This window comes from Candidatus Hydrogenedentota bacterium (assembly GCA_019695095.1).
Taxonomy (GTDB): domain Bacteria; phylum Hydrogenedentota; class Hydrogenedentia; order Hydrogenedentales; family SLHB01; genus JAIBAQ01.
This window is the reverse complement of the sequence record JAIBAQ010000052.1, coordinates 1-14,665: the sequence shown is the minus strand read 5'-3', so window position 1 is coordinate 14,665 and position 14,665 is coordinate 1. Positions and strand designations below refer to the sequence as shown.

At 60.0% G+C, this 14,665-nt stretch carries 10 protein-coding genes; 4 read left to right on the top strand and 6 right to left on the bottom strand.

Features of this window, described 5'->3' with window-relative positions; translation table 11 throughout:
- Positions 1–177: 177 nt before the first annotated feature.
- Entirely contained in the window at positions 178–993 is an 816-nt protein-coding gene (locus K1Y02_10705; protein ID MBX7256823.1) for an SDR family oxidoreductase, read from the top strand.
- Between the two features lie 206 nt (positions 994–1,199).
- A complete protein-coding gene (locus K1Y02_10700) occupies positions 1,200–3,506 on the top strand; it encodes a LysM peptidoglycan-binding domain-containing protein (GenBank protein MBX7256822.1) in 2,307 nt (768 codons plus the stop codon).
- A gap of 9 nt (positions 3,507–3,515) precedes the next feature.
- On the opposite strand, the gene K1Y02_10695 is transcribed toward K1Y02_10700, so the two are convergent.
- On the bottom strand, positions 3,516–4,622 hold the full coding sequence (locus K1Y02_10695; protein ID MBX7256821.1) for a GNAT family N-acetyltransferase: 1,107 nt from the start codon (positions 4,620–4,622) through the stop codon (positions 3,516–3,518).
- Complete coding sequence (locus K1Y02_10690) at positions 4,619–5,365, bottom strand: hypothetical protein (GenBank protein ID MBX7256820.1); 747 nt, start codon at positions 5,363–5,365, stop codon at positions 4,619–4,621. The genes K1Y02_10695 and K1Y02_10690 overlap by 4 nt, the downstream gene beginning before the upstream one ends.
- 62 nt (positions 5,366–5,427) lie before the next feature.
- Here K1Y02_10690 and K1Y02_10685 point away from each other — a divergent pair, with 62 nt between their 5' ends.
- Entirely contained in the window at positions 5,428–5,625 is a 198-nt protein-coding gene (locus K1Y02_10685) for a hypothetical protein (protein MBX7256819.1), read from the top strand.
- A gap of 78 nt (positions 5,626–5,703) precedes the next feature.
- Here K1Y02_10685 and K1Y02_10680 read toward each other — a convergent pair whose 3' ends face one another.
- Together K1Y02_10680 and K1Y02_10675 are read right to left on the bottom strand one after the other, a co-directional pair.
- The gene (locus K1Y02_10680; GenBank protein MBX7256818.1) at positions 5,704–7,929 is read right to left on the bottom strand and encodes a DUF1343 domain-containing protein; all 2,226 of its coding nucleotides are present in this window, start codon (positions 7,927–7,929) and stop codon (positions 5,704–5,706) included.
- 11 nt (positions 7,930–7,940) lie between these two features.
- A complete protein-coding gene (locus K1Y02_10675; GenBank protein MBX7256817.1) occupies positions 7,941–8,804 on the bottom strand; it encodes a thioesterase family protein in 864 nt (287 codons plus the stop codon).
- 269 nt (positions 8,805–9,073) lie between these two features.
- Between K1Y02_10675 and typA the strand changes: the two genes are divergently transcribed.
- The gene (gene typA / locus K1Y02_10670; GenBank protein ID MBX7256816.1) at positions 9,074–10,951 is read left to right on the top strand and encodes a translational GTPase TypA; all 1,878 of its coding nucleotides are present in this window, start codon (positions 9,074–9,076) and stop codon (positions 10,949–10,951) included.
- Between the two features lie 5 nt (positions 10,952–10,956).
- Here the strand turns inward: typA and K1Y02_10665 are convergent, their stop codons facing one another.
- A complete protein-coding gene (locus tag K1Y02_10665; protein ID MBX7256815.1) occupies positions 10,957–12,093 on the bottom strand; it encodes a glycoside hydrolase in 1,137 nt (378 codons plus the stop codon).
- 94 nt (positions 12,094–12,187) lie between these two features.
- Positions 12,188–14,665: hypothetical protein (locus K1Y02_10660; protein ID MBX7256814.1), on the bottom strand; the 2,478-nt coding region annotated here is incomplete at its 5' end.

The window sequence follows — 14,665 nt, the reverse complement described above, 5'->3', positions numbered from 1 at the left end:
AAAAATTCAATCCTATGCTCCGGAAATGCCCGCATCCTGGAGTTTAAGGAGGAGTCGATACCGAACAAACCATTGACAGAGTGCCTCGGATAGTCTGCTAGCGCCTTACATCTCTCCGCTGCGTGTGCTATACTCCGCTTCTTGCTGGCGGCTGTATCAAAACCGAGGTGTTTTCTCATGAAGGTCACATCGTATTTCTCGAAGGATCTCTTTCGCGGGAAGACTGTGTTTGTAACCGGGGGCGGAAGCGGCATCAATCTGGGTATTGCCAAGTGTTTTGCCGCTCTTGGAGCGTCCATCGGTATTTGCGGCCGGAATCAGGATAAACTGGATCGTGCCGCGGACGAGTTGCGCGCCCTCGGCGCGAACGTATCGGCCGTAGCGGCGGATGTGCGCGACTACGCCGCGCTTGAAGCCTCCTTGAGGCAATCCGAGGAGGCGCTTGGCCCGATGCAGACTCTGGTTTGCGGAGCGGCAGGGAACTTCCCGTGTCCAGCCGAGGCCTTGAGCCCTAATGGGTTCAAGGCGGTTGTGGATATCGACTTGCTCGGGTCGTTCAATGCGTGCCGCGCCGCCTTGCCCCAACTGCAGAAGACCCGTGGAAATGTGATCTTTATATCTGCGGGTCAGGCGTTTTTGCCCTATATGGCGCAGTGCCACGTGGGGGCCGCCAAAGCGGGGATCGACAACCTCATGCAGAACCTGGCGCTGGAATGGGGGCCTTACGGCATCCGGTGCAACAGTATTGCACCCGGTCCCATCGAGGAAACCGAGGGGTTTGAGCGGCTTCTCCCCGAGGGGATGCGCGATTCCTTTCGGGAAGCGATTCCGTTGCGCCGATTCGGCAGGGTGGAAGACATCGGTCAGTTGGCTGTCTTCCTTTCTACGCCGTTGGCCGACTATATAACAGGAACGCTGATCGTGGCCGACGGAGGGCAGAACCTTCCGGGGTCGGGGATCTTCGCGCATCTGTTCGCCCAGTCCGGGCAGTAGGACTTCACGGCGGGCAGGCCGGGGGCTGGATAAATTTGGGTCCGATGGACCCATTCCTGCATAATGTGTTACGGTTTATGGCTCATCAAACTGGCGGCGGCTTTTGTGCAGCGCAAGCACAAGGGCCGGAGGCTACATCCAGCCATTCCCATTCGTGGGGGCGGTGATACCGTCGACATCGCGTGACGGTCAAGCGGAGAGGGATCGTGGAAGTCTACGTTCGCAAACGCAAACCCTATTTGTCCTTCCGGCTGATACTCATCCCGGTGCTGGCTTTCCTGGCCGGTTTCGCCTTGTGTTACGGGCTTTATGGAAGGTCTCAGACACCTGCCCCGATAGACGTAAGCGAGAACACCAGCCCGGGACCCGAGACAACAGCGCCGGAGGCGACGCCTTCGGAGTCGGCCGGGCCTTCCAATCCGCCTGCGTCTATTTCCGGTGAACCTGCCGAGCCGCAGACGCCGCCCAGCGAAATGGATGCCCTTGAAGACTTGTGGCCTGCCCGCCATCTCATCGTGACAGTGCAAGGCACGAAGCTCGACGATGCAACGAAGACGTTGCTTGCCGATCTGAAACCCGGCGGCGTCTTGTTGACTTCGGCCAATATCGAATCGAAAGAGCAGACCGCCGCGCTGGTCACCGCGATCAAAGAGGCGGTGGGTCTCGGAACGGATATCGCCAGTCTGCCGATCATCGCTGCCGACGATGAAAGCGAAGTGCTGAAGAAGCTTGGTTTGAAGAAGAACCTGAGCCCGCCTGAAGTCGCCAAAGAGTGTCAGAAGAAAGGCGATCTCGAGTATGCCCGAATGGCCGGGCGCACTGTCGGATCCGTGTGTGCGAGCGCCGGTATTGGCGTCTTGTTGGGACCTTCCCTGGACATTTACGAGCCGACTGCGGGCGACGCGATGAAATCGCTCACGTTCGGTTCTGATTCCGGTATGGTTACCGCAATAGGCTTGGCGTTTGCCGACGGATTAACGTCCGCGGGCGTTATCCCTGTTGTGAAGCACTATCCCGGCATTGGCGGTTGCCCGGAGGATCTGAACGACAAACCGGCGCTGAACAAGAAGTCCACTTCCGAATTGGCGGAAGTCGTGTTTCCGTTCCAGCAGGCGGCGAGCGTCAAGATTCCGGGGATCCTGGTTTCGCACATTCTCGTTCCCGCGCTCGACGACAAGAATCCCGATCGCCCCGCGTCGATTTCTCCGGTGATCGTGGGCCGCAACGTGCGCGAAGAGATGTGGGACTATCGCGGCGTGGTCATCGCGGATGACATGTCGCTTGGCGCGATCGCGAAGACCGTCCCGCTCGACAAGGCAGTCATCGCGGCGTTGAAAGCCGGTTGCGATGCCGCGATTGTGCAGAACGTCTCTCCGGAAGCGCTGCACGGCGTGTGCGCGGCAATTGAAGCCGCCGTGACCGCCGGTGACGCTGCGCCGGCCGATGCTGTGACGCAGCCTGAGCCCGGCAAGATCTATGAGGAAAACCCCACGCTGTCGCGCGCAACGTTGTCCAAGAGCAAGAAGCGGTTGGATGGCTGGCAGCAATGGCTGAAGGCGCCTCCTCGCCTTGAAGGAACCTTGCGTCAGCTTCCGAAGAAGGACGACGCGAAGACCGATGCGGATGCAACGGCGCCGGAAGGTAGTGCCGCGCCTGGCACCGAGATTGTTCACGTCGTTGAAAAGGGCGACATGCTGTCGAAGATCGCGTCCAAATATGGCGTAACGACGAAGCAGATCGTGAAGTGGAACGATCTGAAGAAGACGAGTGTCCGCGTCGGACAGAAGCTGAAAATTTACCCTGCCGGAGAACCCACAGAATCCGCACCGGCTCCCGAGACTCCGGCACCGGCTCCCGAAACTCCGACTCCAACTCCCGAGCCTGCGGCGCCGGCTCCCGAAACTCCGACTCCAGCTCCCGAGCCTCCGGCGCCGGCTCCCGAAGCCCCTGCGCCAGCGCCTGCGGAGCCCGTTGCAGCGCCCGAGCCCGCGCCTGCCGCACCTGCTCCTGAGACTGCGCCGGATCCGAGTGTGCCGCCGACGGCGCAGCCGCCGGACGAGGAGCCGCCTCACGAGGCGACAGCTCCCGCCCCGCAAGGTACCAAGGCTCTGACGCACAAGGTCAGGCGCGGGGAGAATCTGGCGAACATTGCGAAGAAGTACAATGTCACCTACCAAGACCTAATGGAATGGAACGGCCTGCCTGATACGAGTCTGCAGGTGGATCAGTTGCTTATCGTAAACGTGCCGCAGAACTTTACGCCCCCCGAGGAATCGGATGCGGAAGAAACCCAACCGGCTCCAGCAGAAACGCCTCCCGCCGAAGCGGCAGCACCTGCGCCTGCGCCTCCTGCCGATGCCGATACTTACTCCGTCGAGCGTGGTGACAACCTTTCGAAGATCGCGGACAAGTTTGGAGTCACCGCGGACGACTTGAGGAAGTGGAACGCGTTGGAGAGCGACAGTCTGCAGGTTGGCGACAAACTGCGGGTGAAAGCACCGGCCACGCCGTAGCGCTATCAGTCACACGTAGTTGAGCCCGTACCAAAGGCCAGGTATGGGAAATACCCTGCCGAGCAGTCCATCCGGCATGGCGCGATCATGATTCCCGAAGATGAACTCTGCCGCCGCCGCTTTTCCCGATACGGTGCAGGATTCCCCGCACACGGAAAACGTGACGGCTTCGCCATCTTGCGTGACACGAAGATCGTGCGCGGCCTTCATGCCGATACGCGTCTCGAACCAGGGACGCATCCGCTCGATTAGCTGCGGTATGTTGAGCAAGAGCAGTGTGCCCATCGAGTGATTGGTCTCTGGACGGCCGCCGGCGTCCACCAGCCGTTGGCGCAGGTACGGCTCTTCTGCTTGAACGTGGATGCCGATGGAATCCGCGCCGGACTGCACCGCAACGTTCCACAAGGCGCCCGCGACTGCGGTCTCGTCGCCCGCGTGTTCCACGACAAAGACCTCCGAGTCATCGGCGGGTTTGTAGGAGGCGATGTAAGCGCACGGCACGTCGTCAACACGAACCACCCAGAGGTCAGCGATGTGCGTCATGCAGGAACGAGAGCGAAGGAACCATTCCCAGTCGTCGCGTGTGCGTACGAACCGCGCCGATTTGCGCGCGTAGGCGCGTTCGCAGAATTCGATATCCGATTCCGAGAAGGGAGCGATGGACAGGTCTTCGCGCGGCAATCTTCGCGCGTCGTCCAAACGCAACGAGACACGATGGTCCCGGCCAACATCCGCCGCGCCGACCCGGCGATACATGCCGAGTCCGCCGGATATCATCATGAAGTCCACACCGGCCGCAATCGCTTGGTCACAAGCAGATTGCAGTAACGTGGACGCGAGGTGTTGATTGCGATACTCGGGGTACGTCGACACCGCGCCGATGCACGCCACTTGAACGAGACTTCCCGCGAGCGATGCCCAACGTTGCGTTCTGCCAACGTGGGAAATCACGCGGCCCGCTTCCTCAAATACCAACAGATTGCCGCAGTTCTGTTCGTTGAACAGTTGCGGGAAGAATTGGAACATGTCGTTGGCCGAATCCGGAAGAAATACGCTGTTCACCAATGCTCGGAGCGACGGAAGCTCTTCGACTCGAACAGGCCGTGGACCAGTCATGTTCCCTCCTTAACAACCGTCTCACGGTATGCGTTCAGCTCCGCTTCGATCGTTCCGTACAGTTCATGCACCTTGGCAGGCATAGACTGAGCATCGGGGACGCCGGTCTTTCGGAAGTCGTTCGGAATGACCATTATTCGTGTATTCGCCAAGCCAACGGCATGCGCCAAATAGAAGAGTTCTTCAATGGCCGCATCGCCAATCGCCATGCATCCCACGGACGCACTTTTGCCGTGAATATAGATGTCGCCGCCAAGATTCGTGCGTCCTTCTTCCCTTGCCCATGATTTGTCAAAAGCATTGGGATAGCCGACGCGAATGGAAAGATGAAACGAACTGTTGGGATTTAGAACCGTCAGCGGATAGATGCCTTCCGGTATCTGCAGGTCGCCTTCTCGGAGCTTCGGGCCGGGCTTGCCGCTGTATGCGGTGAGCGCAAGCGTCGCAAGTTTGTGAGCAGGCGCGCCGTCCGCCCAGACTTCGATCATTTTGTCTTCCTTTATGCAAACCAGCGTGACGGACTTGGGTGGAAAAGCCACGCCCTGCTGCGCGCAGTGGTCGCGCCAAACGGCGCCCGCTCTCGGCTCCAACTCCGCAATGACGTCTGCAATGTTTCGCGATCCCATGAGCCGATAATACAGCGGAACCCAGTACGAACGCCCGAATACGGAGACCATCGCGCCAACGGTCAGAAGTAATAGAAGGCCCCCGAGAAACTTCGGTCGCAATGTGCCCGGCCCCATGAAAAACATGCCCCAATCTTGCTACACTTCGAGTCAATCACCGAAACGTCAAGGAGCAATACATGATCTTCGTCAAGACCTTTAAAGGATACGAGGACAAGCCTGCCGAAATCGACAACGCCGTCAACACCTGGATTCTCAGGAACAAGGTCGAGGTTGTTGGGCTTCAAACCGTGCTCAGCCACGAACACGGTGGCCGGGCGGGGTCTGGCGATCTCCTGTTTACGGTGATGTACAAGGCCGATCAGCCTATCGCGTAATTCCGCGCCGAGCGGAGATTCCCACGACTACGTCCACACACCTCTATGCTTCAAAGCTGGAGATATGAATCGGCCGCGCTACTTCGTCACGGGGACAGATTTCTCCTCCACAGGCAAATAGGACTTTGGACGCAACTCATCGAAGGCTTTCAGCGGCTCGGCATACGAATTCACGATGTCGCTTGCTGAAGCGCCTTGCTCAATGCGTTTCCGGAGATCGCCCGAACCCGTGAGCACATCGAAGTGTTCGCTCCATTTGAGGCGCCGTCCGTGTTTTCGATGGATGGCCGAAATCAGCGCGACGGCTGCCGTGAACGGGCGTGCCGTCGCGCGATCCGTGATGCGAACACGAATGCCCCTGCACGACTCATCCATGAACCGCGGACTTGACGCCTTGCCCGGAAGACTGCGCGGGGTGTATTCGATCGGCTCAAGACTGCAACCGGGCACGTCGGACTCGGACAACGAATGGATGACCTGTTTCGCGTCGAGCCACGGCGCGCCAACGACTTCAAACGGCGTATCCGTGCCACGGCCTTCGTTGAGATTCGTGCCTTCAAACAGACACATTCCAACGTAAAGCAGCGCCGTGTTGGGATTCGGGATATTGGGCGAAGGGGGAATCCACGGCAGCGCACACTCGTCGAAGTAGCGAACCGGTTCCCATGCGTCGAGCGTCTTGATGTCGAGCGAGACTTTGCCGCTGAGCTCGTACTTCTGGAAGTAGGCCGCGACTTCTCCCAGCGTCATCCCGTGCCGGATGGGAACCTTCCCCCAACACACCGGACTGGTAGCACTTGTCGCGACGGGACCTTCCAGTACGTTTCCGCCGACGGGATTGGGGCGGTCCAGCACGATCACCGTCACGCCTGCGGCGGCACAGGCTTCCATGCACGCTTTCATCGTCGCCGCGTAGGTGTAGTACCTTGAACCAACGTCCTGCAGATCGACCAGGAAGTAATCGACCCCTTTCAGTTCTTCGGGAGTGGGCGCAGTCCGATTGCCGTACAAGCTGATCAGCGGAACGGCGCCCTTTTCGGATCCCACTTTTTCTCCGGCCTCGGCGGTTCCCCGCAGGCCGTGCTCCGGGCTATACAAGACTTGGAGCGTCACGTCTGGAGCGAGCTTGAACACGTCGAGTATGTGCCGCCCCAATTGGTCCACCGCAGCATGGTGCGTCAATAGCGCGATGCGCTTGCCTCGAAACGGATCGAAGTCTTCGCGGACGAGACGGTCCAGCCCCGAGTGCGCGTTGGTTGTGTTGGGGTAGGCCGCGCGTGACACGCCGATGGAGAACACGTTGCGCAACGTTTCGTTGTCGCGGGTTGTTCTCGATGGGTGGCAGGTGTTGGCGAGTTGAATGGCGAAAAGACCCGTCTTGGCGTCAGTCCAAAGGCTTGTGCCGGTCCACCCCGTGTGCCCAAACGCCGTGCGCGAGGTCAGGAAGCCCCAGTTCTTCGAAGTCCAGGGGTCCAGTTGCCAGCCTATGCCCTGCCAAGGCCAGACGGGAGTCTGATCCAGGCGCAACATGGTCTCAAGCGTCTCTGGTTTGAGTATCTTTCCTGCAAGCAAGGCACGCACGAACTTCGCGATGTCATCCGCCGTGCTGAAGAGGCCCGCGTGTCCGGCGATTCCTCCGATGGCAAACGCGTTCTCGTCGTGCACTGCGCCGCGCAGGATCCGTTTTCGCCACGCGCACTGCTCCGTCGGCGCGCAACGCGCCGCCAGTTCCTTTGGCGGCTTGTACATGGTGTCGCGCATCCCCAATGGCTCGAAGATGCGTTTGCGCGTGAACGACGCCAGCGAATCGCGCGCCGTCAGTTCGACGGTGCGTCCAAGCAGCAGGAATCCCGCGTCCGAGTACTTCCAGCGCGTGCCCGGCGGCCACTTCAGCGGCTCGCCCGCATATTTCTGAAGCATTTCATCCACGGAGTCGCACTCTTTGTAGAAAGGCATCAGCGCGACCAGTCCCGACGTGTGCGTCAGGCAGTGGCGGATGGTAAACGCGCCAAACGCGGGAATGGGCACGTAGTGCGACGCGGGCGCATCGAGATCGATCTTGCCCTCTTCATGCAGCAACATGATCGACGTTGTTGTCGCAATTACTTTGGTGAGCGACGCGAGATCGTAGATCGTATCTTTCGTGGCAGGTTCTTCGCGCGGCTTCACGGCGCGATTGCCAATCGCCTCAAACACGTACGTCTTTTCGGAGTCTCCTACATAGACGACAGCGCCCGGACTTTTGGAGTCCTCAACAGCCTTCACCGCCGCGGACCGTACAGATTCGATTTGGAGTTCGGTCATCAGGTTCTCTTTCAGTCGATTAGTGCATTGCGTAGCGATTCAGGCATAGGCATAGCTTCTCGTTTCTCCGGCTCGATACATGCCAGTTCCGCGCGCGCACGCGCCAGCACGACACCGTCGCCGATACGCGTGATCGCGTAATGACGCACGAAGCGGTCCTCTCCTGCGTCGGAAACCCAGGTGGCCACCTCCAGGTCGTCCGCCAGCACGGCGGGTTGCCGGTACTCGATGCGGTGCTTCCTCGCAATCAACCATACGCCCTCCGCGCGCATGCGCTCCGGTGTCCAGCCTGCGCTTACCGCGGCCTCGACGGCGCAATCCTCCGCGTACGCGAGGTAGACCGTGTTGTTTACGTGCTGCGCGGGGTCTACATCACGCCAGCCAACGCGCCGGTGTTGCTTGAACACACGCCCCGCGGGGGCAGGCGGATCGGGAAAACGTTCGCGGTTGTTGTTGGCGCTGCCGCCGCCCGACGCAAGAAACATTTCGGTGAATTCGTCGGGGATTCGCGCCGGTTTGCCGGTTTTGACATCGAGGTAGGCCCAATCCGTTGCGGCCCGCGCCACAACCTCGTTGGAGTTCGAGTTCCGCAGTTCGTAGGCGCGTTTTGACATCACCTTGCGCACGTTCTCGACCCATGTCTTTACAACGACGGAATCGCCGTAGCGCACCGGGCGGAGATACTCGATCTCGGTGTCGCGCACGAGCCAAACGGTACCGCGCTCGGCGTACCACGGGCCGTCGAAGCCCAAGGAGGCCGACGCGTCCATCGCCGTTTCCTGGGTGTAGCGCAAATAGCTGGTATAGAAAGCGTCTTCGTATGCGTCGCACTCGTAGTGGCGCACGCGAAACGTTCGCTCGAATTCGACCTTCATGCTCTTCCTTGATGGTTCGCCGCGTTTCCTTTTGAATCGCGGGATCTTTACGGTTTTGGAGGGGTCGCGTCAATGGCGCGTTGCAACACGCGCCCCGGCAAGCCTTTGCGCAATCTGCGCAAAGTGCGATAGGCCTCCGATTCGACTCAACAACAACAATCATACACTCCGCTATTGAAGCGGAAACAGAACCCAAGTATACTATTTCGTCTTCAGGAACGGCTGCCTGCATTTGTCACCGCCTGTACACGAAGGATTAAATCGCCCCCATGACTTCCCCAGACAAGATTCGTAATTTGGCTATTGTTGCCCACATCGACCACGGCAAGACGACGCTGATCGATTCGATCTTCCGCGCCGCGCACACGTTTCGCGAGAACGCGCGCGTTGCCGAGCGTGTGATGGACAACAACGAAATCGAGCGGGAGCGCGGTATTACCATTCGCTCGAAGCATTGCACGGTTGAGTGGGGCGGATACCTTATCAACATCATCGACACGCCCGGTCACGCTGATTTCTCGGGCGAGGTCGAGCGTGTGCTGTCGATGGTCAATTCCGTGTTGCTGCTGGTCGATGCAAACGAAGGACCCATGCCGCAGACGCGCTACGTGCTGATGCGCGCGCTTAAGCTTGGCCTGAAGCCGATTGTCATCGTGAACAAGGCCGATCGACCCAACGCGGACAGCGTCAGCGCGCTCAATAAAACGTTCGATCTGTTTCTCGAGTTGGGCGCTTCCGACGAGCAGGCGGATTTCCCGGTCTTGTACGGCTCAGGCCTGCACGGCTGGTTTGTGCGCAATCTGGTAACCGATGACCGCTCGGGCATGGATGCCTTGTTCGAGACTATCGTCGAAAAGGTCCCTGCGCCCAACGTGAATCTCGACGCGCCATTTCTGATGCAGGTCTGCACGATCACCTGGAAAGACCACATCGGCCGTGTCGGATGCGGACGCGTTTTGCAGGGCCGGTTGCGCAAAGGACCTAACTTCATTCGCACGACAACACGCTGGAAAGGCTACGACGATGCGCATGGTTGGGAGATCGTTAACGTTCAGGAAGAACGCGCCACACACCTATGGGTAACGCGCGGCCTGGAATCCATCGATACCGACGAAGTGTGCGCGGGCGACATCGTATCCATCGCGGGACCCAAAGACATCCATATCGGCGACACGTTCTCCGCGCCCGAATTGGAGAACCCGGCGTTGCCGCCGCTTGAGATCGAGGAGCCCACCGTGTCCATGCTGTTCTGCGTGAACACGGGTCCTTTTGCCGGACAGGAAGGCAAGGCCGTCACGTTGCGCCAGATCAAGGAGCGGCTTGACCGCGAGTTGCGCACCAACGTTGCGTTGCGCGTGGAAGATCTCGGGCGCGCCGATGGCGTGAAAGTGAGCGGACGCGGCGAGCTTCACCTCGCCATTCTCATCGAAGAGATGCGGCGCGAAGGACTCGAGCTGTGCGTTTCCGCTCCGGAGATCATCACGCACACCGACGATAACGGCCAGTTGCTCGAACCGATGGAAGAGCTGATCATCGATGTTCCCGGCGACTACCAGGGCGTGGTGATCGAGAAGATCTCCAAGCGGAAGGGCGAGTTGTTCAACATGCACAACGCGGGCACGGGCCTGCTGCGGCTTGAATTCAAGATCCCGACGCGCGGTCTGATCGGCTATCGCAACGAATTCCTCACCGACACGCGCGGACTTGGCATTATGTCGTCGCGTTTCACCGGCTACGAGCCGTGGTGCGGCGAAGTCGTCGCGCGCCAGCGCGGGTCGATGATCAGCATGGACACGGGCGAGATCACAAGTTACAGCCTGGACAATTTACAGGAGCGCGGCACGCTGTTCGTCAAGCCGATGGAGCGAGTCTATACCGGCATGATCATCGGCGAGAATTCGCGCCCCGGCGACCTGCCGTGCAATCCCACGAAACGGAAAGCGCTCACCAACCACCGCGCCGCGGGCAAGGACCACGTTGCGCAGCTTGACGTGCCGCGCACGCTGACGCTGGATACGGCGCTGGAATGGATTGCGCCGGACGAGTTGGTGGAAGTGACGCCGCAGTCCATTCGCGTGCGCAAGGCCGTGCTTGATCACGAAGAGCGCAAGCGCATCGAGAAGCGCACCGCGGCATTGGCCGGGTAGCGATTCTACGGATTCGGTTCTTCCTCGTAGAACCACGAGACCGGAATCGAGCGAAAGCGCGTCGCGATCCGCTTGGCATTCGTGTCATGGACGTAGTAACTCATCAACGCGCGATCGTTCGCGAATATCAAGCTTGTATACGCAAAGGCCTGATCCGCGCGCGTCTCGATGTCCCGCGTTGTCGACCAAGTCTTGCCTTCGTCTTTCGATATGGCCGAGGAAAGCGGGGTCCGCTGACCACCGTGGTCCGCGTTAGCATCCGTGACGGGATTGAAGATTAGAAGCCAGTCGCCGGTTGACGGAATGCGCCGCAGCGTGGACGGGGCCTCCGGCGCGGCTGGACCAAACGGCTCGGCGCCACCCCACGAATCGCCTCCATCCTGCGAGACTGCCGCATAGTTGCGGCCGGTCTGTGTGCGAATCAGCATCAACACGCTTCCATCCTTGCGCTCAATCACTTCCGGTTCCATTGCGCCGCGCTTGGGCGCATCGACAGAACCCGTGCCCGCAGTCCACGTTCTTCCCTGATCGTCGCTGATGAAGCACAGGGACGTGTAGTGATTCACTTTGCCCGAGTCAGAGGTCCAGGCAACAGGGCAAAGCAGACGCCCCGTGCTAAGGCGCACGACGCGGTCGTTGTTCATGACGTGGTAACCGGGGCGATTCGTAACGCAGAGCGGTTCTGACCACGTCTTGGCCTCATCGGTGCTGGTGCGCAGGTAGACCTTCAAATCCACTTCGCTGTTGGTCACGAGATAGAAGAGACCGATGGGTCCCGCACCACGTTTGCCGTCGGGCGTGCGCTCGGCAGTCAGTCGCTGGAGGCTGGCCGACATCACATTTTGCGTGCCCACATTCTCTTGAATAACAACCGGCTCCGACCACGTGCTGCCTCCATCGCTCGAAATGCGCGACACGATGTTCGCCGCCGCTTCGTCAGCCAGGCCGCCGTAGAAGCGCGTGCCGACGAGATACAACCGCCCATCGGTTAACTCAATGATCGAGCCTTCGCTGTTGCGCGGGTATGTCTCGCTATCGGGAAACACATCCACGTGGAAACCGGGGCCTTGAGCAAAGGCGTGCAGGGTCAATAGAGCACAGGCGAACGCGCTTCGGATAAGCCATCGTTCAAATGCACGCACGACCAAGAACCTCCTGATAGCATACTGCGTTGCGTTTGATACGCTTCTTCGTAACATCGCATTTCCTTCCGGTGTGTTGCGCGATCACAAGGTGTTATCTGTCTGCAAGAACGAAGCTTGCCGGCGCATAAGGCGGCAAGTCAATGCTCAACCGATGATCCGAAGTCCGAGGATGTTCCTTCGCGGGCGTTCCACGCAGATCAATGGGGCGGATACGCGTGAACTTCGCGCACGCTTCCGGCAACGTGACGGTGAGCGGTCCGCCTTGCCCGGCCTGCTCCCAGAACCTCATCACGAGACCTTTACCATCCGGATTGCGCCCGAATGCGGTCATGAGAACACCCTCACGCGACACGTGCACGCCTTGCTGCGACAACGGCAAGCCGCCACCGGTTCCTGTAGCACACGCGGCAAGCAGCGGCAAGCGCGCTTCCCACGAACGCGACACCCATGCGCCTTTTGCGTCGCTTGGATTAACGGGCCATATACGCACACACGATGCCCACGTGCCGCCGACCCATTGCTGGAAATTCGTGCTCCATTGATTGTTGTAGACGTTGACGAAAGCCGTGGCGGTTTTGGGCTGGAAGTCCTTCGAGTAACGCCACAGCCCCGGGCGCTCGAGACTGACGAGCGGCGAATCCAGCGGACACAACGCGACGCCCGCGCCGGTCGCGTCGAAGGCCGCCATGCCGGTATTGAGGCAATACACATCATGGTTGGAGCCGTAGACCACATCGTTCGCGGGGTCCACGATGCCGCCCAAGCGCCCGAGTTGGAACTGGGGTTGCGATACGTTCATCGGGAAGCATAGCCAGCCCGCTTCGGGCCAGGGGTCGGCGGGCTTGTTCTCGATGGAACACGCGACATCGACAAAGGCGCAGTCGGCGAGCAGGGTCACGACAGTCCTCACCGTATGCGGTATCTCGGGGGAGGGCTTGGCTTCCATTACGGCCACGACGTAGGTTTCACCACGCGGATAGGAAACGCTCCATGTCTGCGGCGTTGACGCGCGATACGGCGCTTGGTCCGGAGGCAACAGGCCGGGTTTGTCGAAATCGCCCACGGCCCAATCCGCCTGACTCTTGGAATAGGCCTCGAAATACGCCCTCGTCTCATTCTGACTGAAACGCTCGTAGAGGTACTGCCCCACACCGTACGCGTTCGACGCGTCCACCAGTTCGCGGCCCGACGCCTTGTCGACTATGGATGCTATGCACCCTCGATTCAGATCGAGCGTCACTCGAAGGTGAGCGTTCTCCATGCAATGCGCGGATTCGTCCACGGACAACGCCGGCGACGCGGCCGGCGCCGCATCATCGAACAGATACGTGCGGTACCCCGTTGAAGGTACGTTCCGCGCCACGAAGCGAATATTCCGCCCCGTCGCATCGTATGGGGCCTCTTCGTTCGTGGCGGCATCGATCAGGCGTCCCCTCGGGGGCGCATCGAGTTCGACGCCGACCTCGCCGTCGCGAGGCCACGTCAGCGGATTGAACACGACGATGCGCGGTGCGTCGTTCTTAACCGCCTTGGCCAACGCGTCCATGCGCTGCGCAAGCGCTGGCTTCACGAGGTTCGACATCGTGTACACGTAGTTGCCCTTCTCTTGCCACGACGCTTCAAGGTCCTTGTAGGCCCCCTCGGCATACTTCAGCTTCCACGCATCGCCGTAGAGGCGCGGGAAGCGTTTCGCGTCGAAGCCCCAGGTATGTTCGCCGAAGAGGAGGCTTTGTTCATAGGCCTTTGCGAGATCGCCGGTGATGTCCGTTTGATTGATGCCCCACAATCCAAGCAGCGTGTCGAGCGTCTCCACGGCGGCAAGTTGCGGCCGCACGCGCCGCGCGATGCCGCTCTCGATGGGCATCGACATGACGCCGTGTATCCACGTATCGGGCAGGTCGCCGCGAATGACCGGAATGTCGGCCTTTTCCTTTATCAACGCGTCGGCGAAAACGCTCAACCGCCCGAATTGAACTTTCACTCCGGGCAGTTTCTCGCTCGCTTGCTTAATGATATCGGTAATCTGTTGCGAGGCTGGCGGCCCTTGGTTGTCGCCGGTGTGGATGAGCGCAAGCCACGTGCGGTACGGCCAATTCTGCGTAGGGACGAGTCCTGTGCCGTAGTCGACCGAATACATGGTGAGCACGCGCGAACCATCCGGCCCTTCCCACCAGAACACGGGCGGCAACTCAGGCCCGCGACTGGCGGAATTGCAGCCCATATGGATGAACTCGATGCCCGCATGCTTAAGCAGCGTCGGCATGACCCAGGAGTGAGAGGGGACATCGGTCATCTTCGCGTCGCGCGGCAACGGCAACCCGGCCAGTCGCGATACCTGCGAAGAAAACTCCAATCCGCGCACAAGGTCCTCCAACTCAAGCGACTCGGTGTGCGTGGTAAACGGGAGCGCGTGCGTCACGAAGCTCCCTTCCTTGATTGCTTCAAGCACGCGCGCGCGCCGCGTGGCATCCTGCGGTTCTTCCAGGATCTTCGCCATCGGCCATCCGGGGATTGTCCACACAAACCGCTGATCCTTTGGCAACGCGCGGTTCTGGTCACACACGTCGAG